Here is a 23,076-nt window from a genome sequence, read left to right as displayed (position 1 = left end):
GATTCAGCGGACGCTTACGAACATTAAGAGTTTTAACAGAGATAACGATACTGATTCAGTGATTAGTAAAGACTCTGCTAAAGACAAAGATGATGGTTCACTTGATAATGCAGTACACGTTTAGATCTAAATAAAATTAGGGTTCAGGCCATGAACCCTTTTACTTTTATTAAGAATAAAAGCCATAATTATTTTGAATTAAATTAGCTTAGAGATAATATTTAAATTAAATAATCACTCAACTATTCATTTAATTATTACAAAAGTATGATTAAAACAAAAAAAACACTTTGATTGTTAAAATTTACATAATGTATCAGTCGAGCCTTTATTATTATCGATACGAATAATAAAAAAGGAGACTAATATGTCAAAACGCCATATTTTAAAAGAAGTGAATGCTAAAAGTATGTGTGGTATGGAAATCGTTGTTGAACAAATTTATGAAAAAAACTTTGTTGATGCTGCAGTAGAGCAGAATTGGTTACCACTTTCTAAAATTGTGATTTCAGATAAGGTCATTAATTTAGATCAGGATAATAGCTTTGCTCATCCAAGAACAGGCAAAGTCTTTAAAGTCCTTAATTCCTAATGGTTCGTAGCCAGCAAGTAAGCTTTTATATATCTAAGTGATGGAGGCGAAATATAGATATATTTCGCTTCAATGCATTAACTGAAAGCTAATTTTCTGACATACATGATTTAATTGAGAGAAATTGCATTTCTTAACTCGTGATTAGTCTTCGAATAGGTTAATTTATTTATGAAGTTTTTAACTATGTACTGATTTTTTATGTTAATTGAGATAGAAACTCATCCACTTGAACCATTTTTACCCCCAAATGCCCGTTTATTAATGTTGGGTAGTTTTCCACCACCGCGTAATAAATGGAAGATGGATTTTTTCTATCCAAATTTCCAAAATGACATGTGGCGTATTTTTGGTTTGATCTTTTTCCAAGATAAAAACTATTTTTTAAGCGAAAACCAAAAAAATTTTAATGAAGAACGTATTCGAAGCTTCTTAATTGAAACTGGTATTGCAATCTTTGACACGGCTTATCAAATTAAGCGATTGAAGGGGAATGCCGCAGATAAATTTCTTGAAATAGTAACACCGACAGATCTTGCTACTTTGCTACAGCAGATACCACTTTGTCAGACCATTATGACCACTGGCGATAAAGCGACTGACACTTTAATTTCAGTTTTACCAGAACACACCGAAAAACCTCTTATAGGAACTTCTACGTCTACTTACTTTGCTGAACGAAATATTGATTTATACCGTCTACCATCTTCTTCTAGAGCCTATCCATTAGCGCTAGAAAAGAAAGCAGAGGCTTATCAAAAATTCTTTAAAGAGATTGGTATTCTATAAATAAAACCAAATTACTCTCACATCATCCATTCAACCGGCAAATATGAAACTGCCTTAATCATGGTACGTTGGAAAAGACTCGTATCTGGGTCTTTTTCGTATTCAACCACTTTTCCATTAGATTGATAGTCTAACCAAACAATTTGGCCTTCACTATTTAACTTAAGTTGATAGGCGACTTGAGGTAAATGTTGATCAAGCATGACTGAAATTTGAGCTTGTAATTGACTCGACTCAATAACAAGACCGACCTCAGTATTTAAGTAAGTTGAACGTGGATCGAAGTTAAACGAACCAATAAACACTTTTCCGTCTACATCAAAAAATTTGGCATGCAAGCTCGATTTATTTTTACCTTTTGCAGGGATTACACTTCCAGTCACCACTTCATACCATGTTCTGCGTCTGCGTTCTAAAAATGGCTTAAACTCAAATAGTTCCACTCCGCTTTTAAGCATTTCAACTCGATATTGACTATAAAAAGCATGCACAATTGCCACGTCATTTGCAGCAAAAGAATTGGTTAAAACTCTGACTTTAACACCTTGTACCTTGAGTTGTTTTAAGTAGTAAGTGCCTTGTTGTGTAGGAACAAAATAAGCTGAAGCCAATTCGATATGCTGCTTTGGTTCCCCCATAATCTTCATGACTTGGCCATAGAGCATCTCTTCTTTGGAGGCTAGCCCTAATATTTTTTTAGGCGAATCTGCAACAAAGTACGCTTTTGACCACTGGATTGGATAGTGCTCTAAAAGTTCTTTTAAATAGCTTTGAGCATCGTAAAGCTTATCTTCGGTTTGAGTATGATTTTCACTTTCATGAATTAAATCATGGTAGTGCTGCCGTAATGATTGTAAGTGATGTATGGCACATGTACCCACTAGCTCAGTAGCATTTTGGCTTAAATCACTTTGCCAAAAATCATTAAAGACGGACTGTGCATGTTGTACAGTATGTCCATAAAATAAAATATCTAAATCTGTAAACTGAAACTTACTACTTGCGTCAAAATATTCACTACTAATATTTCGACCACCCGTTACGGCAATCACACCATCTGCAATAATTAATTTATTATGCATGCGATGGTTCACTTTCTTGAACCGGAAAATATAGTCTAAAATTCTTAAATATCTAAACTTGTAGGGATTGAATAATCGAATTTCAAAGTTAGGATGGTGTAGAAGGCTTCTTAGAACACCATCAAGTTTTACTCCATTCTGATCGTCAATGAGTAACCGAACTTTTACACCACGATCTGCCGCCGTTAGTAACTCGTGCAGCATTAAGTTTCCAACAAAATCATTTGTCCAAATATAATATTGTAAATCGATTTTTTCTTTTGCATTTCTAATGAGATACATACGAGAAGCTATACTGATAAAGGCATCATCTAATGCCACAAAAGCAGTCAGTCCTTGTTCTGTTTTTTTTGTAGCTTGCTCATCATTTAACCAATTAAAGCTATTCGTCACTGTATCATTCTCATCAGGGTCGTATGTACCTTTATACGATGGTGTATTTTTAAAGCCCCAAGCATCTAATGCCATACTACTGTAATGCTGATATAGTTGATTAATCATGTAAGCTTTGAAGTCGCATCCAAGATAAACACATCACAGCATTTTTATATTCAATTTATATGTCAAAATTTATATTAAACTCTACAAATACTATCAGCCGAGCCTCAACGCTAGCAATTCCATAATATTTATAGGAGGTTCTAAGAAAACATATCCATTTAAAAATATAAAGTTAAATTTAACCATTTTAAACCTAATGCTATATTTAATATTATTTTTCTAAGGATGCTTGAGATGAGTCACGTGGGTTCTTGTCTATGCAATGAAGTTAAATTTTCAATTACTAATAAAATAAACACAGTCTATCACTGCCACTGTAGTCTTTGCCGTAAACAAACCGGAACCGGGGCAAATGCAGCAACATTAGTAAGCAAAGATAAATTTGAGTGGTTGTCAGGTTTAGAACTTGTCCGCACTTATAAAAAAGAAACAGGCTTCACATCTTCATTTTGCAGCCAATGTGGATCACCAGTGCCTAACTTAGTAGGTAACACTCAGTTTATGTGGATCCCTTTAGGTCTTTTAGATCAAGAGCTTACCGTATTAAAAAAACTTAACTTTTGCATTGTTTCAAAGTCAAATTGGGCCAATACAATTGCGGCTAATGAATCTTATAATCAACTTCCAACTTTGGATGAACTAAAAATATTTTTTGGTTAATGTAGTTTTCATCTACAAAATGAGACTTAGTTTGCATTATTTTGATTTTTTTCGGGTGGTTATGCTTGCAGCTTTCACAAAAACACATTAATTACAATTGGCACTACAACAATTACATTAGCAAACATGATATCTATCATACTTCCTTAATAGGCTGAGTGAGTAGTTTAACGATAAAAGGGAGAAAATAGAGATGCCACAATATTTAATCATCGCTGAGAATGTGTATAAAAAAATTGAGGACAAAAATTTATTTTCAGAAAGCTCAGCAGAGAACTTAAATCATTTAGTTGGTGCAATCCGTAACGAAATTAAAGGAACCAAGTTTGAACTTAAATATAATTTTATAGATTTTGAAGAATGCTTAACCAAACCATTAGAGGAATGTGCCATAAAGTTAGACATGAGCCTGATGCCAAAATATAAAAATAAAGATGAATATATTCTTTGGCTTGCGGGTTTTATTGAAAGAATCACAACAGGAGGTGAGGTGAAACTTCCCCCAATCTCAAAATTTATTCCTCCAGATTTTAAGTTTACTTATGAAGAACCCCTCAAAGTATCATCTTCTACAGGGGATGATGGAGAGATGATCATTAATTATTTCAAGTCAGATGCTTTTACTAAAATTATAAAAGAAGAAAAGTAAGTATATAAAAAATATAGAAGTGATCATCCACTACACTTCTATATCTCGCTGTAAATTCAGCATCCGCCTACTGGGGCGGTTTTTTTTAAAACTTAAATAACCTCCTTATGGAAATCAAAAAAGCTATTGCAGGTACTGAGCTAAAGTTTTTATATAACTTTGTCAACTTCGAAGGTTCTATTGTTAGTATAAAAAATAAACTACCTATTAGATTAGATATGAGCTTGATTCCGAAGCATAAAAGCGAAGATGATTTTATCTTATGGCTGGCAGACTTTATTGATCGCATCACTATAGATACAAGCAAAGGTATTCATTAAAGAAAGCTTATGCTCAGGCAAAAGTATTTGAGAACAATCATATTTAAACTTATTTTCAATCACCAAATCGTAATAGATAAAGCATCTAAGGTTCTTGTCTAGTGGCTGAATTCATATCATGCCGAACTCTGCTTATATTTTCATAAATGACTTTACGCATTCTATTTACTGCGCCTAATGGCTTATGCTCAGGTAAAGCATGCCACGGTGTAAAAGATAAATTTTCGCAGAAGTTGTTTTGTTCTGGTGTATCAAAGTCTTGCTTTGGTATGTGAATAGTCGCCACTTGATAAAAAGGAGCTTTATTTTCATCCCATTCTGTCATTGCATCTTCTACCAACATTTGACTTGAAATACGTGGCTGAATAAGAAACTCCATACAGGCATCGGTATTTTGCAAAGTATTCTTTAAAGCTTCTCTTAAGAAATCATGACTAGGATTTTTAGGTAGATTATTTGGCTGCATTGAACAAGCACGAACTGAATATTTAACCGCTTTTCGGTCATTACCTAGCCCTAACTGATAGGGAACCATAGACCAGTAACGCGCATAGAGTGGGTTTGCGATTTGTGAATTACGTGCTCCGAGTGCATTCACAGTTCCTTTAATACCTAATGCAAATGGAATATGAAATTTTCTGATCATATTATGGCTATTCACATCATTCATAAAAGAAAGATATCGTTTAGCATCATTCGCAAAAAAGACCGGATGATTAATCATAATAAAATCTTGCGTGGTTGCTTGTTTTTCACTTTCTAAAATTTTCTGTCCTGATACACCTAAAATTTTTATTGCTATTCCGCGTGCATCTTTGTCTATGTCGGCACTAGAGGCGTCATTAGAAGCATTTGAAAAGCGAATCCATGCTTGATAATTTTGATCTGGAATAAACATTCCTTTAGCAAACTGAGCTGGCATATTTTTTAAAACATGAAATTCAGCACGAACGCACCCATGTGCTTTAGGGTGAGCGTCACGCAAAGCATTTCCAGCCGTATATTGTTCACGAATTGACTTTTCAATAACTTGAGATATGTTATGGGCTATTGCTTCTTCATTAGGCTGTAATTTTTCTCCTAATGCTGGGTCGATCTGCGTATAAGAGATACTTTCTGAAGAATTCTTTACCAGTGGCGTTGTTTGGGAATATAAAGTTTCACTACAACCTGATAATACAAATGCAAGAGGAGTAAATAAAAACAAACCCTTAAAATTTATAGGCTGCATGAAATTTTCCATTTATTATCTCCTTAGTACAAAAATATTTTAGAATAATATTAAGTATCCTGTGTAAATTTATTTTGGCCTTTATAAAAAATAAACTGTAAATAATTTAAATGTCATTGTTACTTATCTGAACAATAAAATAAAAATTATTATTTAATATAAAACCTCTTAATACATTAAGAGAATGACGTCATGATAACTAATCGACAAAATGTGCAAAATAATACTAACACATCACTTCATCCAATCACTCAAAATACACTTATTGATCGGTTTAGTCCTATTTATTGGAGAATAGACGGTCCACAAACAATGTCTTTTGCTATTACCAATTATGGAAATGGATTTGAAGCATCTTTTAGATCACGCATGACAACGGATTTGGCAGGAATTACTTGGGATTCTTATGATTCTAAAGATCATAAATTTTTAGCGTATGAAACCAAGTATAGCTATACAGGTATGGTATGGGACTTTGATATTGAACTGTCTCCCTCTATGCCTGTTTTAAATAATGGGGCACTAACCCCAACTTTAACGGTTTACTATAACGACAATGGCGTAGATAAAATTGCATATATTGTTCTATTTAATTACGCAAATAATCCTTCATCACGAACGGCACATATTCATATTAACTGGGATACAGTAAAAGCAGGCTTCTCTGCTACAGATAGCTTTCCAGTTACCAATATTCAGCGAATTTCATTTTCAGCTTTTACAAGCAGCTATAACGCACACTCATCATTGCCTCTCAGTCAAGCAGAAGATGGCTATATTCGTATTACCAATTCAGTTGTAACAGGGGCAAATGCCAAGTTAAATCTAAGCCAAGTTGTAGTACCACAGCATAATTATGGCATCTGTACAAGCTATGATGACCACTATGATTTAAATCCTCAGCGCTTAGTCAACAATATGGTGACTTTGGGATATAAAGATTTGGTCAATCACTATTGTGGAATGTCGCACTATCCTGAAATGACGTGGAAAAGCGATATTAATAAATGGCAAATACCAGATACATTGGTGACAGGCGAGACGGTTGTTAATTCATGTACTCGTAAATGGCATGAAAAATATGCCCAAGCTTTGCATAATGCCAGTATGCAACCTATCTTTGGGGTCAGCTTTGAAATGTATTCCTTGGGAGCTAATGAATATTGGGCACAGCGTGACTGGAACAGTAATTTAGGTAAAACAGGCTATCAACCACCGAGCTATTTTTTTAGTTTAAGTCATCAAAATGCTTTGGCATATCTACATAAAGTCTTTATTGAGTTTGCAGATGCAATGGTCGTAGGGGGATGTGATGTAAACATGCAAATTGGTGAACCTTGGTGGTGGTATAACACTGACACCAATCTACCTTGTGTGTATGACTACCCAACAAAATTGGCTTTTAATGCAGATACAGGTTTATATGCACCAGATTTGGGTACAATTTATGAAGCAATGAATAAAACAGGAACGCCATATGATGAGTTTAAAACATGGCTTAGAAATAAGTTAGGACAAACCTGTCAAAATATTCGTACCGTGATCAAAGCAAAATATTCTAGTGCTAAAGTTAGTCCTCTTATTTTCTTTCCTTCCATTCAATCTCCAATTCAGACATTAGCTACTTATATTAACTATCCAACCCAGCACTACTTATATCCTAATTTTGATTACATGATGACAGAAGCTTATGACTGGTTGCTAGAAGCTCGCTTAGACTTGGCACATCAGGCAGTTTCCCAAATTCCTATACAAGGGCTAGGCTATCCTGCCAATAAAGTCATTTATTTATCTGGTTTTGTTCCCGATGCCTCTATTGCCTATATTTATGGTTTTGATAAAACCAAGCCATATCGAACACCGATCTGGCAACGAATTTTTGGTGACATGAAAAATAATGTTTCTCTTGGGTTGATGAAGCAATTTATCTGGGCCTATCCACAAGTTATGTTTGATTCGATTACGATCGATACCACTCAAGCCCCAAATGGCTTCTTTGTTGAAAATACGCTTTATTCGCCAATTAGTGATAACACACCATATCCACCAGATATTTACCTATAAGTAAACACAAACCATTTATAAGATAAGTGATTTGATAGAAAACCTCTTCAAGTAAGAGGTTTTCTTCTTTTTGAAACATAGGCTTGCTTAGACGTACCTGACTGGCTATGCTGTGATGGATTGTCATGAAAGCCAATTTTAATTTAAGCAAAATTAAACTCTTGTATTAGCGTTACATAATCTATTTTGCTCGACTATAAATACCGAATGATTTAAAGGAAACCCAAAGATGAAATCTCGTGCAGCTGTCGCCTTTGCCCCAGGAAAACCTTTAGAAATTGTTGAAGTTGATGTTGCACCACCTCAAGCTGGTGAAGTTTTAATAAAAATTACCCATACAGGCGTATGTCATACAGATGCTTTTACATTATCTGGCGATGACCCAGAAGGTGTTTTTCCTGCCATCTTAGGTCATGAAGGCGCAGGTGTTGTGGTTGAAGTGGGTGAGGGCGTAACAAGCGTTCAACCGGGTGATCACGTAATTCCGCTTTATACAGCCGAATGTAAAGAATGCTTATTCTGTAAATCAGGTAAAACTAACTTATGTGTTGCGGTACGTGCTACTCAAGGTAAAGGTGTAATGCCAGATGGCACCACACGTTTTTCATATAATGGCGAACCGATTTATCACTACATGGGGTGTTCAACCTTTAGTGAATATACGGTAGTTGCTGAAGTATCTTTAGCTAAAATCAATCCTGAAGCGAATCACGAACAAGTTTGCTTACTAGGTTGTGGCGTAACTACAGGTATTGGTGCCGTACATAACACAGCTAAAGTACAAGAAGGTGATTCTGTTGCTGTATTTGGCCTAGGCGGTATTGGTTTGGCTGTTGTACAAGGTGCACGTCAAGCGAAAGCAGGGCGTATTATTGTCGTAGATACAAACCCAGATAAATTTGAACTAGCTAAACAGTTTGGCGCTACAGATTTCTTAAATCCAAAAGATTATGACCAACCAATTCAGCAAGTGATTGTAGAAATGACAGGCTGGGGCGTTGATCATTCATTTGAATGTATTGGTAACGTCAATGTTATGCGCTCGGCTCTAGAGTGCGCACATCGTGGTTGGGGGCAATCTGTTATTATTGGTGTAGCTGGTGCCGGTCAAGAAATCTCGACACGCCCATTCCAGTTGGTTACTGGCCGTAAATGGCTAGGAACAGCATTTGGTGGTGTAAAAGGCCGTTCACAACTTCCTAAAATGGTTGAAGATGCCATGAAAGGTGAGATTCAACTTGAGCCTTTTGTAACGCACACTATGCCTTTACAAGACATTAATACCGCTTTTGATTTAATGCATGAAGGTAAATCAATTCGTACTGTCATTCATTTCTAAATAAAATAAAAAGGGCTGTGATTCAGCCCTTTTTTACGATTTACAGTTTTATCTTAAATGGCATTACCGCACATGTCTGTTGTGCCCTGAGGGTAGCTAAACTGTAGCGCATTACGGTCAGTAATGAGTTCATTAGACAACTCTTGTCCAAATAATTGTTCAGCATCTATTGATATAGCACTTGAGACAGAAAAGCTTATATTCTCAAGTGGAGCGGGTAAAGTAGATTTATATCCCTGATCAACACCGTTTACGATAAAGCCAACCTGCTTAGTGTTTTGATTAATATATATGCCTAATCTCTGGTATCCATTTGAACTATTTGTCATGTTTTGACCCTTATAATATGGATTGTCAGGCCCGCTATTATCACTAAGTCGATAAGCTACAGAATAGTATAATCTAGCAGGATTCTCACCAAAATCTGGATCATAAGTGCCCATATTAAACCAATAGTTGGACCTAACTGTATAGCCATTATTTGTTACGCCATTAAAACCAATGGCAGAGGAGTAATAAGCAGAATTACCAAGTGATGAGTTCCCAAGAGCTGAGGTTGGAATCTTAAGCTCCATTTCAAATGCAATAATCCCTGTGTGAGGTATTATTAAATCACCAATGTCATTAGTCGAATTAAGACTAGCTTTACTTCTAGCTACATACTCTACAGTACCATACTCATTTTCTGGCATAGGCTCTACTTTAAGACTAAATTTTTGGCCCGTTACCAATGGGAATATTTTCATAGACCAATAGTCAGAGTGTTCATTATTCCAAAGATCATAATCTTCTTGAGTCGCGTCAAAATTATATTTGCAGACTGGGGCAGAGGAATTAAGGGAATTCGTTTGAGCTAATAGCATCTGTGGTGCTAATTTTTCATTCTTTGTAGTGGATGAAATGCTTTTAGATGCTACTTTTTGGCTAGATTCATTACCCAGTGCTGTATTGGTATTATCAGAAGATACTTCATACATTGCCCAACATAATGTCACTGCACTAACAGCAATTAAGCCTATTTTTTTCATAAATGTTCCTATCGAGTTAAGTATTAAATTTTTAGAAAGTAGCGATAAAGCAAAATTTATTATTAATATTTAAATATTTGAAATTATGAAGTTTATAAACTATTGAATATGATTAATCATATTCAATAGTTACAGTAGCCATTGCACGCACTTTACCAGCAGTCACATTTGTTGCTGTTTGATAGTAGCGAGCAGTCATCGGTACGTTATATTGAATTGTCTGGTTAGAAGACAATGTACCTAAGGCTAATTTGTCACCTTTTTTGATGACCTGATTTTTATTTTGATAATTCCAGAGTAACTGTACACCTACGCCGTTTGCTTTTTCAGATGCGGCAGCCGTATTTGCCAATACCTGATTGTTTGTTCCATCTTGGGTAAAGTCGTAAGTTAAACTAATGAGATTTTTCTCTTCGTAACCTGTTGGGTTGATACCGCCATTACAGAGAATGTTCATATCAAAGGTTTGTTCACCTTGAGTAGAACCAACACCTTTGAAGCCAGCCTTTGTAACTGTTGGTAATTGTACAACTTTATTAATATTACCTTGAATTTCACATGAAGATGATGCAATTGTAATGGCATTGGCATTGACAGTACTTGTTAAGAAGGGTTGATTAGGAAAGCCCCGAATATAATAACTACTATACCTGCCTGGTACTAAGGTTCCAGAACCTGTTTGTGGGGCAATTTTAATAATTTCTACCACAAAGTAACCTGATGCTAAATAACGTCTACCAGATATTCCTCCACGTACATAAGGATAATAGCCAGAAAAATTAGTATTATTCTCGGCTTCACGATATAGGCGAATACCAATACCGGGAATATTAGTAGTATAAATGCTATTGCCTAAAGGGCTTAAAGGATAAGCTTGGGTTAATTCTGCAACTACTGCATCACTATAGTCACAGTACCAAGCTTCTGTACTAGTACGACTAATAGGAAAAGTCGCTTTTCTTAAAATAGCACCGACTGGGTCGCTTGGACGCACAACAACACGCCCCACAGCCATAAGGACGTCATTTTTTTCATAATCATATATACGACAGGCAGCCTTAGCCTCGCCATAAATCCCAAGACCAGCGGTAAATAGAGCACCCGTTAATAATATTCTTTTCATTTGCAGACAGCCTCAGTCATTACCATGCTTTGTTGCTTATTTTGCAACTGATTACTGATGTTGTACTCAACAGAACAACGTTCATTGCTTTCATCGCCCCATTTCACATAGAGACGATCTTGAGCAAGTGGAGTACGTAAGTAAATCATACTACCTTGTGCAACAATACCGACAGCTTCATCTTTTTGGTTAAAGACTTGAGCTGCAAACGGTAAACTATTGCCATCTACAGTTTTACTATTAATGTAAACTGCATAACCAGTTTTAGTCGCAAAATCTACTTTAGCAATTGCGCCAGCAAAAGGTGCGATACGTTGACTTGTTTCTTCAAGCTCTACTTGGCTCGACATTTCTTGTGGGTCAAGGGTAATGTCATTAAGACGGTACGGAGTAACATAAGGAACTACCGCATAACCCGCTTTATTCACGCTCAAACCAACAGCATTATTAACTTTTGCTCCTGCAGCTTCTGGCGCATGCACAAGTACCATCGTTTGGCCTTGCTCAGGTCCAAATAAAATACCTTCTGAGTGTGCAACCACACTACCAGTTAAGCTAACCATTGCTTGTTGGTAAGAATCAGCCACACTATAAGAACCACCAACAGTTGTATAGTTGGTACGATAACGTCCATTTACGTTAAATGATGGATTTGAATAGTCCTGATGTGACATTGAAGCGCCGTAACTAAAGCGATCTCCAACCATACCACTTGCACCAACAGTACGACTGTCTTCAGAAGCAGTAACGTTAACGTTAACTGAATTCTTTTTGAAATCAATCGGGAACGATAATGTCATTAAATATTCAGTATCGTGTGTTTGATTGGTTGAGCCATATTCAACTTTACGGTTAATTGCAGATAAACCATAAGTTAAACCATGGAAGTTATTACTGTAACCAACCTGATATTGTTTAGTACTTTCACTACGGTTCCAATAATCAACCCAAGAACCTACTACATAGAAGTTACCCCAACCTTCAGGTAAACCTTGGTTTAAGGTAATTTGGAATTCACTACGTTGACGACCAGCAGAGTAGGTATTAATACCTTTTTCTTCAAAATCACGAATCTGTAGAGCATCACGTAATTTATAGAAGTTTTCTGTTGAGTAACGATAAGCTGCTAGTGTTAAGTTTGTGTTGGTTGGAGTAATTAACTTGCTATAACTTAAACGGAAACTTTGTCCTGACTGTGAAGACTGTTTTTCAAATTCAGCTTCAGAGTGGGTTACATCTAACGCCACGGCACCAATTGGTGTAGCAAAAGCGGCACCCAACAGTATAGCGGCATAATTTTCAGTTGCTTGTATGCCTGTATAACCTGTTAGGTAATTATTAATCCCTTGTTGATATTTACCTTGAACAACCCAAGGATCAATATCAATATCTGAATCACGGAACTGACCAATAGTTAAAGCATAACGATTCATGCCAGGACGAAGCATCTGCACAACAGATGCATAAGGCACAGCAAATTTCTGTATTTCCCCATTCGCTTCGATAACAGAAACTTCAATTTCTCCACCAAAACCAGTAGGGTAAAGGTCATTAATTTCAAAGTTACCTGGTGCTACTGTTGTTTGATAGATAAGTTGGCCTTGTTGACGAACTTCAACTTTTGCATTGGTTTTAGCATTACCACGAATACGTGGAGCATAACCCACCATACTATTTGGTAACATACGATCATCACTTGAGAAATCAATACCGCGATAACCATATGAATCAAATATTTCGCCGTTTGTAAAATTATCACCTAGTGTTAAGACACCTCGGTATTTCGGAAATGCTCTTTGTAAATATGTACTCGTTTCTTCGTAGCTTGACTTAGATTGATTTTCAGCAGGGGTATCCTGCCATTGCCACTGACCATTATGACGTAATTGCCAACCACCTAAATTCAACCCAGCAGTCACTCCCATAAACGCATTTGATGTTTCGCGTATATCGCCAGATTGATTAAAAGTCTTATAAGCACTACCGTTATAAGATAAAAATCCAGCATTAATACCACGATCCCATACACTTGGGTCGACATAGCCTTGCGCATTTTTTTGCAAAGCAACTTGCGGAATAGAAATATCTACACGTAAACGAGAGGTATCAAACTCATAAAATGCATTTTCAACCCACTCTTCAATTTTATAACAACTATTATTTTCTTTTTGAAGGGTAGTGTGTTTAGACAAAACATCTTGTTTAACGCCGTACTCAAGCAGGTTTGTTCCTGTGAAACAGGTTACAGCATTTTTATTTGGATCTAATGCTTTAAAGAACATACGACGTTTGCCAAACCATTGGCCATTTACATAAACGTCAACATTATATTCACCTGGTAAAACAGGATTACCATATTTAAAACGTGAAATATCAACTTTTTGAGCATCACCAATTAAAAAAGCAGAATCAAATTCAGCTTCCACTGGTGCACTCGCGGTTGTTTCTTCAGCATGCACGAATACGGGCATTGTCATTGTGACAACACCAGAAGCCAAGTAGTAACAAATATGGCGTTTTAATAATTTATAAGATTCTTGCCTTTTTTTTGGCATAACTAAGTCCGCCTACTCACATAATAGGTGCTTAAATTTATTAAAAAGATAAATCTGATTACTGAAGTTTTATTTGGTGTTCGACTCGACCACCATAGTCATTGACATTCATAAAACTCATATCTTGAAGATTGCCATTCTTAAGCTGAACAGACTCTTCAGAAAAAGGTTTAATCATTAAACCTTGAGGTAATAAATCAACTTTTTTATCACCTGCCTTTTGGTAAACAGAAGTCATCGTAATGTGGAAAGGAGTTGGATTTTTTACCGTTAAATTCTGACCAGATTTAACCCATTGAAGCTTATCTGCTGCTAAATTCGCATCTTCTTTAATTGAAGCCGGACGATAGAAGAATTTGATCCGGGAACGAATTGCAAGTTGTAAGAAGTTATCAGGTGTCGTATCTGCATTTTTTGAGGTAGGTCTTGGTGGAATATCCAAAACGTTTAACCACAAAACAGTTTCTTGCTTCTGGTTAAATTGAGAAGCATTTGGAAGGGCAGTAATACGAAGCGTCTGACTTTTTGTCGCTTCAACACGAGAAATTGGAGGAGCAATCATAAAAGGAACTTTTGATTGATCCGGAGTACTTTTTGGATCACCTTCATCAATCCAAGCTTGGACAAGTGCTGGTTTTGAACCGTTATTGCTAACTTGTAGCGTAACTTCTCTAGCATCCGACGGATAAATTACACGGGTGCCATGAATTACAATTTCTGCTTGAGCGGCAGGAGCAGCAACAGATGAAGCAAACGCCAAACCTAACAAAAAATTATAACTGTTCAATTTCATTTTTCGAGTTCTCAACCAAGAAAGATTCAGGAAAGTGCTACACAAAACAGGGTTTCCATGCGGACATAGAAACCCCGCTATCAATTAATTATTGATAGATAATTGTGTATTGAACAGAAGTAGTTACTTTACCAGCAGTAGAAGCACCAGTTGCATAGTATTCAGCATAGTAGTTAAGGTCAGCACTTGCACCTTCAGCTACGTCAACCCATTGAGAGTTAGCTTGAGCACCGTTTGCACCAGCAGCAAGTACTGGGATGAAGTTGTTGTTGCTACCTAAAAGTTGAACGTTAACGTTTTTAGCACCAGTAGCGTCTGTGTTAAGTAAACGACCAGTATTAAAGTCAACGTTAGCACCTGGTTCGAAGTAAGTAGCTACTTTACCTTCAGAACAGTTAGCTAATTTAATTTGGAAAGGAGTACGACCAGCAACATCCCCAGCAACAGCTAAAGTTTGTTTAGAAACAGTTGGAAGAGTAACTGTCAAGTCTTTACCACCGTTATTAACGATGTCACAAGTTTTGTCTGTAACTAAACCATTAATTGTAATTGTACCATCAGCAGCTTGAGCATTCGCAATCCCTACAACCGAAAGAGCAGCGATCAAAGCAAGTTTTTTCATAGTGTTTTCTCAAAGGTCTGGATAAAAGTTTAATTCCTTACTTTTCCAGTGTTTGACATCTTGAAAAGTAATGCCGCAATATTAACACTTCTTAAACAAAATGCAAACTACATCACATTATTTTTTCATATTTTTAATTTTAACACACAATTTATTTGGAATGTAGAGCTAGTATTTACAACTTATGCAGCTGTTTATAAAAGTTTTTTTGTTTTCTGAAAGAAAGATGCTATGTAAAAAAGTAAGTTACATAAGAACACTATGAAAATTGAAAAGAATTAAACAATTTATGTGAAAAATAAGCTTAAACTCTTAGAATACAATTATATAGAATAAACTGTGTATATGTATACAAAAAAATAGACAAATAGTCATTTTTGATGAAAAAGAGCTAACAAATCATCAATTCATAAAAATGTGCGATGAATTCGACAAATCACTCTTTTATCCAAGCTTACTAATGAAATAAGCTCAAATATTCTAGTTATAAGTTAGTGATAATTGATAAGTACAACCTTGTGATTAGAACCTATACTTTCAATACTAGTGTCCATTTTCTCAGTGTGTTGAGCTAATTTAAAAAGACTATCTTTATTTAAATATTCATTATCAAGTTTAATATTTAAATTATTTACATCAACACATTCTATCTCACTATGTTCTCTTGAACACGTATCTTCAACAATATTTCCTCTTATCATTATTGTGTTATTTGCATAACAAAATAGTGGGGAAGCGGAAAGCACCATCAAAACAAGAAGTTTAAATATATTATTTTTCATTTTATATACCTATTTATAAAATAGCTTATATATAGTTGATACATTATTTTTAATTTAAAAACAATCATTAAGCTTAAAATAATAAAAATTATTAATTTTCACGTGATATAAATCACATTAACCATTTTAAATAATGTAATAGTTAAAATTCTTAAACCATATTAATCCATGTAATTAGTTAAAAATTAAATAATTAATATAAATTATTGATATTTAATTAATTTTTAAAAAATAGATTAATAAATCAACTAAATGATATATGATTAAACATATAATTTACTTATTTGATTTATAATTTATGTTTCAAAATTATTACCGAGAAATAAAATATGGATTTTAATAAAAATGTGACCAAATATACATTATCGAAGCAATGTGTAATTAAATTTGCTTTATATTGTAGATCCTGAGTATATAAGATCTAATGAATTAGAATTTAGCATACACTTTAAATATTTTAGGAAAATGAACTAACGAAATATAATTCGTAGATTCCTTTGGATTTAGGTAGGAGAAAAGTTCAATAAAAATCAAACAAGCGATTATTAGCCGAACCTAATCATAATTTCTATTTAATTAGATTTATGAATACTATTTATTATGCATCAATAGCAACTTCAGAAGATGCTAGTGCTGAATTTAATTAGAATAAAGATTCATTCCACATAGCTAAAACGTACCACAATAGCTAGAAAGAGAAATAAGTACTACAAACAAATGAAGGATAGCTACCAAGCTATGGGTCAATATTGAATTATATGACTGTTCGTATAATGTATATTATGTTAAATAGGATATCTAAAGACTGTAGCCTACACAACACTGTTTGTAGCTACAGCTCAGCAACGTGAATTTCTACGATCATAATTCACGTTGCTGAGTATCCTAAGTAACATAATATAAGTTATGCAGAAATCAGACCGCTACTCGACTTGCGTATCAGTCGAGCTTACGCAAGTCTGCGTGGCTATGACTTCAATGTCTGGGTACATGAGGAAAATATCACCTATCGCTTCCCGCATAATTTCATCATCTAAAGCAAAAAATAAGCTGATTGGGAAACCTCCAGCAGCTTATTTTTTAAGATCGAAATGAAATTATATTAGCCTTTAGATATTCCTCCCCCTAAAGCTTTATAGAGTTCAATCAGGTTATTTAGTTTCATTTGCTCAAGTGCAAGTAAACCCTGCTGTGCTGCATAAGCAGAACGTTGGGCATCTAAAACCGTAAAATAACTATCAACGCCCGCTCTGTAATGTGCCATCGATAGTTTATATGTTGCAGATGTGGCTGAAACTAAACGACGTTGAGCACCTAATCGTTCACCAATATGTGCATGTGTAGCAAGCGCATCATTAACTTCACGGAAAGCTGATTGAATGGCTTTTTCATATTTAGCTAAAGCAATTTTCTGGTCAGTTTCTGCAATTTTAATATTCGTTTTTCTTGTTCCCAAATCAAAAATTGGTAGATCGATACTAGGTCCAATTGACCATGCAAAATTACCAGTTTTAAATAAATCTTTAAGTTCAGTCGATGCATAGCCTGTAGAACCAGTAAGGCTTATGGTCGGAAACATACGTGCTTTCGCAGCCCCAATACTGGCCCCAGCTGCACGCAACTCATATTCGGCAACTTTAAGATCTGGTCGATGATTTAATAAATCACTTGGCAAACCTGCTGCAAAGTTTTTCTCAATGGTAATATTTTGAATAGAATGATCCGGAAGTAAATTCTGCGGAATAGAATAACCTGCTAACAAATCCAGTAAATTTTTTGCCTGTTGGATTTGAGTTTTATAAGTTGCAACATCATTTCGAGCAGTCTCTACCGAAATTTGCGCTTGTTTTAATGGAACTTCACTATCAATACCGACATCAAAGCGCTTTTTATTAAGATGATAAGAATCAAGTTGAGCTTTTAAAGTCTGCTCTGCAAGGTTTAAATTAGCTTGAGCAAAGGCATAATTTAACCAAACTTGTGTGATATTGCTGATTAAACTAATTTGAACTGCTTCGCTCGCACTTTGTGTTGCCAGATAATTATTTAATGCCACATCTTTTAAATTTTTTACACGGCCCCAAAAGTCTAATTCATATGCAGTCATTCCTAAACCCACCTGAAATGTTGAAGCTGGGTTATTAGGATTAATAGATGGATTCACTTGCCGTACTGCACTCCCCATTACACCGATAGTAGGTAACTGGTTATTTTTAGTGATTTGGTATTCTTGCTGTACACGTTCAATATTGAGCGTAGCAGTACGCAAATCACGATTATTATTTAAACTGATTTCAATCACCTGTAATAATTTCGGATCAGAAATAAACTCTTTATAACTTTTTTCTGCAATCGTTTTTCCAGAATGATTTTGACTAAAATTTTGAGGAATATGAGATGTGATTGCAGGCTGTGGCGCTTGCATATTGACACATGCAACTAAAGTGACTGAGAGTGTAGAAAGAATGAGTCCACGAGATACGATTGCCGATTTAGACATAGTATTCTCCAAATAAAGTAAATTTTGTGCATATGAAGCATCAGAGGAAATTAAGTATTCCCCTGATGCATTGAACTTAGGATGAGATTTTTTTCTTAGAGGAAAATAGCTTTTCTACTGCACCCAAAATGAAGATAAAAAACACGGGAACAAAGAAAATAGCCAGTATGGTTGCTGAAATCATGCCACCAAAAACCCCTGTACCTAAAGCATGTTGAGTTTCTGAACTTGCACCTGTTGCAATAACCAAAGGAATTACACCACACGTAAATGCAAGAGAAGTCATTAGAATTGGCCGTAAGCGAAGTTTGGCTGCGGCAACAGTGGCTTCAATCAAACTCATGCCTTCCTCTTTTAGCATTTTCGCAAATTCAACAATCAAAATTGCATTCTTTGCCGATAGACCAATAATGGTAATTAGCCCGATTTTGAAGAACACATCATTCATTAAACCTCTAGACATAATGGCAATGATTGCTCCAAAAATACCGAGTGGCACAACCAACATCACAGAAAGTGGAATTGCCCAGCTTTCATAGAGTGCAGCCAATACGAGGAAAACAACGAGCATTGATAAACCAAGTAAAAAGGCCATTTGTGATTCAGACTGTTTTTCCTGTAAGGAAATACCAGTCCACTCGTAGCCAATACCTTTCGGTAATTTAGCAATCAGTTGTTCCATTTCACGCATTGCTTCACCTGATGACGTATCGAAGTTAGGAATACCAGCAATACTCAAAGATGGTCGTCCGTTGTAACGATTATATTGTTGTGGTGCTTTATTCCATTGAGGTGTTACTACTTCTGATAACGAAACTAATTGACCACTCGAACCCATCACTTTTAAGTTCAAGATATCTTTGAGTTGCATACGTGATTTAGCCTCAACTTGTACAATCACTTGTTGCATACGCCCTTGATTAGGGAAGTCATTGATATACATTGAACCCATCGATGTAGAAATGATGTCTGAAACATCAGAAAACTTAACACCGAGCGCACTAAGCTTTTCGCGGTCAATTTTTAAAGAAATATTGTCACCTTGTGGTAGCCCTTCATTCCAAACCATATAGAACTTCTTATTTTTGGCTGCCATTGCCATAAGTTCATCTTGAGCAGCCAGTAAAGCAGGCATACCTAAGTTAGCACGGTCTTGTAAACGTAAACTGAAGCCTGAAAAAGTACCCAACTCATCAATAGAAGGTGGTAATACGGCCATAGTTTCACCTTCCGTACTGTTTGCCATTGAGGTATTAACGGCGCTTGTCATCTTAGATGCAGAGCTAGTCCGCTCTTTGAAGTCTTTAAGTGTCGTAAAAGCCACAGCTACGTTTTGTCCTGCGCCACTAAAACCCCATCCCAAAATGGTGGTATTACTTTTTACATCGGGATTATCTTTCAAATTATTTTCAAATTGATTGACTACATTCCGAGTACGCTCTGCGGTTGCATCTGAAGGTAGCTGGAACGAAGTCATGAACCAACCTTGATCTTCCTCTGGCATAAATGCTGTTGGCCAATATTTCATTCCGGCAAAGGTAATACCGGTAATTACTAAAAAGATCACCATCATTGGAACTGTATGTTTGATGATTTTAAGCAGCATCAATTCATACTTTTTAGTGACTTTATCGAAACTACGGTCAAACCATGCAAAGAAGCCCTTCTTCTGATGATGCCCATCGATTGGCTTTAAAATCGTGGCACAAAGTGCCGGTGTTAAAATAAGTGCCAATAACGCTGAAAATAAAATAGATACCGACATGGTCAAGGTAAACTGTTTATAGATTACCCCTACAGAACCACTCGCAAATGCCATAGGTAAAAATACTGCAGCCAAGACCAGCGTAATACCAATAATCGGGCTGGTAATCTCTTTCATTGCTTTAGAGGTTGCATCTTTAGGACTTAATCCTTCAGTCGCCATAATCCTTTCTACGTTTTCAACAACGACAATCGCATCGTCGACAATAATCCCGATGGCAAGCACCATACCGAACATGGTGAGTACGTTAATTGAAAAGCCGGCAAGCAACATCACGGTAAAAGTACCGAGTAAGGCAATAGGCGCCACAATTGCTGGAATAAGCGTATAGCGGACATTGTGTAAAAATAGATACATCACAATGAAAACCAGAACCATGGCTTCAAGTAATGTATGAATTACCTTTTCAATTGAAATTTTGACAAACGGCGCGGTGTCGTAAGGAATACTAAACTCCATGCCTTCCGGTAAATTTAGCTTCAATTCTTCAATTTTTGCTCGAACACCTTCGGCAGTTTTCACGGCGTTAGCTCCCGGGCTTAATTGAATTGCAGCCGCGGTAGCAGGCTTACCATTTTCCAAAATGGCAAAGTTATATGCTTGTGAACCTATTTCTACATTGGCAACATCAGATAATTTAATTACGCTACCGTTAGTTTTACTTTTTAAGCTGATATTTTTAAATTGCTCAAGACTAGACAATTGCCCTTGAGCCGACAACGGAATAGTAATGAGCTGGCCTTTTTCAGCTGGTAAATCACCAAGTCTGCCGGGTGCAATTTCGACATTATTTTCACGAATGGCATTATTCACATCACTAATCGATAAACCGTAAGAAACAAGCTTATTCGGGTCGACCCAAATACGCATAGCTTTCTCGGCACCGAAAGATTGAACCTTCCCTACACCTTCGACACGTTTTAGCTCTTCTATAACATTTCGAACCAAATAATCACTCAAATCAACTTCGGAATATTGATTATTTGGAGAGTTAATCCCGACCAGCATTAAAAATCCGGACGATGAAGCCTCAACCTGTAAACCTTGCTGACGTACAACTTGCGGTAAGCGAGCTTCTACAGCCTTGATTTTATTTTGAACGTCAACCTGAGCCATTTCCACATCTGTGCCTGGTTTAAACGTAGCCGTAATCTCTGCTGTACCGGAGGTATCTGTTGTCGCACTATAGTAGAGTAGATTTTTTACACCCGATAATTCGCGCTCAATTAAGGTTACAACGCTATCGTTAATGGTTTTAGCTGTAGCACCAGGATAAGTCGCACTAATATTCACCTGTGGCGGGGCCACACTTGGAAAACGTGCAATTGGCAGTTTAGGAATACTCAGCAATCCAAATATAATAATAAAGATCGCGATAACCCAAGCAAAAACGGGGCGACGAATAAAAAATTGTGACATCATGGTTGCGCCCCCTCAGTTATAGAAGCTTTCTTTTCTATACTTGAAGCATGACTGACCACTGCTGAAGCTTTCCATGCTGCCAATGCCAATTTTTGATTTGGCTTAATACGATCAATACCCTCAACAACGACTTTGTCACCCACCTTCAAGCCTTTATTGGCAATATAGTACTGTTCATACTGCTGTCCGATTTCAATAGGACGAACATCAGCTGACCCTTTAGCGTTGATGACATATACCTGAGGCTCACCATTAATATTGCGTTGAATGGCTTGAGCTGGAACTAATAAAGCTTGTGGGATAGAAGCTCGATCAATATTAACTCGTACATACATACCCGGGAGTAGTTTTCTCTCGGTATTGTTTACTTCAATACGGAACGTGACATCACCTGTTTCCGGGTCAACATTAATATCTTCAAACAACATTTTTGCTGTGACGTTATAAGGTTGCCCGTGACTATTGGTAATACGAACGGTTTTGTCACTATTTGCTGATAATTCTCCGCTTTGTAGCGCAGCTTGTAAGCGCTCATACTCACTAACTGATTGCTTTACATCGACATAGACTTTATCAATCTGTTGGATTGTGGCCATGGTATTGGTATCGCCTTGACCAACCAATGCACCTTCAGTGACAAAAGACTGCCCAATACGCCCTGAGATTGGTGCCCGAACAGTTGCATATTGCAAATTCAAATTTTGTCTAGCAAGCAATGCTTTCATTTGAGCAACATCAGCTTGGGCCTGACGATATTGAGCTTGAGCATTACTTACTTCCTGCTTGCTAATCGCATTACTTGGTAAAAGCTGCTCATAACGCTCTAATTGCACTTTTAATCGTGTCACCTCAGCTTCAGCTTTATTGAGTGAGGCTCTATTGCTATTTACATCTGCCTCAAAAGTTTCTGAGTTAATTTTATATAGAGCTTGCCCTGCTCTAACTTCACTACCTTGCTTAAATAGAACTCTTTCAATAATCCCTCCGACTTGCGGACGTATTTCAGCCGTACGGAACGCCTGTACCCGTGCAGGAAGATTTTCACTGAAATTAACCGATTGCGGTTGAATACTTAATACACTGACTTTAGCTGGTGGTGGTTCAGCTTGAGCCGCTTCTTTTGAACCACACCCCTGTAATACCAGCCCAATAGATAAAAATAAAGGAAGTAAAAGATGCTTTTGCATACTGTCCAAACCTAGTGAGTTTTTGATGCTGACATTATTTTTGATGAGTGTGTAGGGATAATCACTAAAGTG

The 23,076-nt window shown here is 36.3% G+C and carries 17 protein-coding genes and 1 pseudogene; 7 read left to right on the top strand and 11 right to left on the bottom strand.

Features of this window, described 5'->3' with window-relative positions:
- The first annotated feature begins 367 nt into the window (after positions 1–367).
- Together RFW85_RS18790 and RFW85_RS18785 are read left to right on the top strand one after the other, a co-directional pair.
- The gene (locus RFW85_RS18790) at positions 368–592 is read left to right on the top strand and encodes a hypothetical protein (RefSeq protein ID WP_170248577.1); all 225 of its coding nucleotides are present in this window, start codon (positions 368–370) and stop codon (positions 590–592) included.
- Positions 593–793: 201 nt separating this feature from the next.
- Entirely contained in the window at positions 794–1,381 is a 588-nt protein-coding gene (locus RFW85_RS18785) for a uracil-DNA glycosylase family protein (protein ID WP_170248578.1), read from the top strand.
- A 17-nt stretch (positions 1,382–1,398) separates the two neighbouring features.
- Here RFW85_RS18785 and RFW85_RS18780 read toward each other — a convergent pair whose 3' ends face one another.
- Entirely contained in the window at positions 1,399–2,964 is a 1,566-nt protein-coding gene (locus RFW85_RS18780) for a phospholipase D family protein (RefSeq protein WP_309171781.1), read from the bottom strand.
- 225 nt (positions 2,965–3,189) lie between these two features.
- Between RFW85_RS18780 and RFW85_RS18775 the strand changes: the two genes are divergently transcribed.
- The 3 genes and pseudogenes from RFW85_RS18775 to RFW85_RS18765 all read left to right on the top strand — a co-directional run.
- Positions 3,190–3,624, top strand: coding sequence for a GFA family protein (locus tag RFW85_RS18775; protein WP_170248580.1), 435 nt, complete (start codon positions 3,190–3,192; stop codon positions 3,622–3,624).
- Between the two features lie 193 nt (positions 3,625–3,817).
- Positions 3,818–4,273, top strand: a complete 456-nt coding sequence (locus tag RFW85_RS18770) for a hypothetical protein (protein ID WP_170248581.1) — start codon at positions 3,818–3,820, stop codon at positions 4,271–4,273.
- 89 nt (positions 4,274–4,362) lie between these two features.
- Positions 4,363–4,593: pseudogene (locus RFW85_RS18765) on the top strand (hypothetical protein); the annotation flags it as partial.
- 85 nt (positions 4,594–4,678) lie between these two features.
- Here the strand turns inward: RFW85_RS18765 and RFW85_RS18760 are convergent.
- Positions 4,679–5,836, bottom strand: coding sequence for a catalase family protein (locus tag RFW85_RS18760; RefSeq protein ID WP_170248582.1), 1,158 nt, complete (start codon positions 5,834–5,836; stop codon positions 4,679–4,681).
- 180 nt (positions 5,837–6,016) lie between these two features.
- Between RFW85_RS18760 and RFW85_RS18755 the strand changes: the two genes are divergently transcribed.
- Both RFW85_RS18755 and RFW85_RS18750 read left to right on the top strand, forming a co-directional pair.
- Complete coding sequence (locus tag RFW85_RS18755; RefSeq protein ID WP_216076547.1) at positions 6,017–7,888, top strand: phage capsid protein; 1,872 nt, start codon at positions 6,017–6,019, stop codon at positions 7,886–7,888.
- A gap of 229 nt (positions 7,889–8,117) precedes the next feature.
- Positions 8,118–9,227, top strand: a complete 1,110-nt coding sequence (locus RFW85_RS18750) for an S-(hydroxymethyl)glutathione dehydrogenase/class III alcohol dehydrogenase (RefSeq protein ID WP_004792384.1) — start codon at positions 8,118–8,120, stop codon at positions 9,225–9,227.
- A gap of 53 nt (positions 9,228–9,280) precedes the next feature.
- Here the strand turns inward: RFW85_RS18750 and RFW85_RS18745 are convergent, their stop codons facing one another.
- From RFW85_RS18745 to adeA, 9 genes are all read right to left on the bottom strand, one after another.
- The gene (locus tag RFW85_RS18745) at positions 9,281–10,255 is read right to left on the bottom strand and encodes a DUF4882 family protein (RefSeq protein ID WP_087400653.1); all 975 of its coding nucleotides are present in this window, start codon (positions 10,253–10,255) and stop codon (positions 9,281–9,283) included.
- 112 nt (positions 10,256–10,367) lie between these two features.
- Entirely contained in the window at positions 10,368–11,378 is a 1,011-nt protein-coding gene (locus RFW85_RS18740) for a fimbrial protein (RefSeq protein WP_087400655.1), read from the bottom strand.
- A complete protein-coding gene (locus RFW85_RS18735) occupies positions 11,375–13,933 on the bottom strand; it encodes a fimbria/pilus outer membrane usher protein (RefSeq protein ID WP_125518585.1) in 2,559 nt (852 codons plus the stop codon). Before RFW85_RS18735 ends, RFW85_RS18740 begins: the two co-directional genes overlap by 4 nt.
- Positions 13,934–13,991: 58 nt before the next feature.
- Positions 13,992–14,726, bottom strand: a complete 735-nt coding sequence (locus tag RFW85_RS18730; RefSeq protein WP_144618939.1) for a molecular chaperone — start codon at positions 14,724–14,726, stop codon at positions 13,992–13,994.
- A gap of 88 nt (positions 14,727–14,814) precedes the next feature.
- A complete protein-coding gene (locus tag RFW85_RS18725; protein ID WP_170248583.1) occupies positions 14,815–15,348 on the bottom strand; it encodes a fimbrial protein in 534 nt (177 codons plus the stop codon).
- A 491-nt stretch (positions 15,349–15,839) separates the two neighbouring features.
- Positions 15,840–16,130, bottom strand: coding sequence for a hypothetical protein (locus tag RFW85_RS18720; RefSeq protein ID WP_170248584.1), 291 nt, complete (start codon positions 16,128–16,130; stop codon positions 15,840–15,842).
- A gap of 1,102 nt (positions 16,131–17,232) precedes the next feature.
- Positions 17,233–18,630: a multidrug efflux RND transporter AdeABC outer membrane channel subunit AdeC gene (gene adeC / locus RFW85_RS18715; protein ID WP_170248595.1), complete on the bottom strand. Its 1,398-nt coding sequence runs from the start codon at positions 18,628–18,630 to the stop codon at positions 17,233–17,235.
- A 76-nt stretch (positions 18,631–18,706) separates the two neighbouring features.
- Positions 18,707–21,817, bottom strand: a complete 3,111-nt coding sequence (adeB, locus tag RFW85_RS18710; protein ID WP_170248596.1) for a multidrug efflux RND transporter permease subunit AdeB — start codon at positions 21,815–21,817, stop codon at positions 18,707–18,709.
- Positions 21,814–23,004, bottom strand: coding sequence for a multidrug efflux RND transporter periplasmic adaptor subunit AdeA (adeA, locus tag RFW85_RS18705; protein ID WP_170248597.1), 1,191 nt, complete (start codon positions 23,002–23,004; stop codon positions 21,814–21,816). The genes adeB and adeA overlap by 4 nt, the downstream gene beginning before the upstream one ends.
- Positions 23,005–23,076 lie beyond the last annotated feature (72 nt).

It is taken from the genome of Acinetobacter sp. 12966 (genome assembly GCF_031196995.1).
Lineage (GTDB): Bacteria > Pseudomonadota > Gammaproteobacteria > Pseudomonadales > Moraxellaceae > Acinetobacter > Acinetobacter geminorum.
This window is presented reverse-complemented; position numbering and strand designations above follow the sequence as displayed.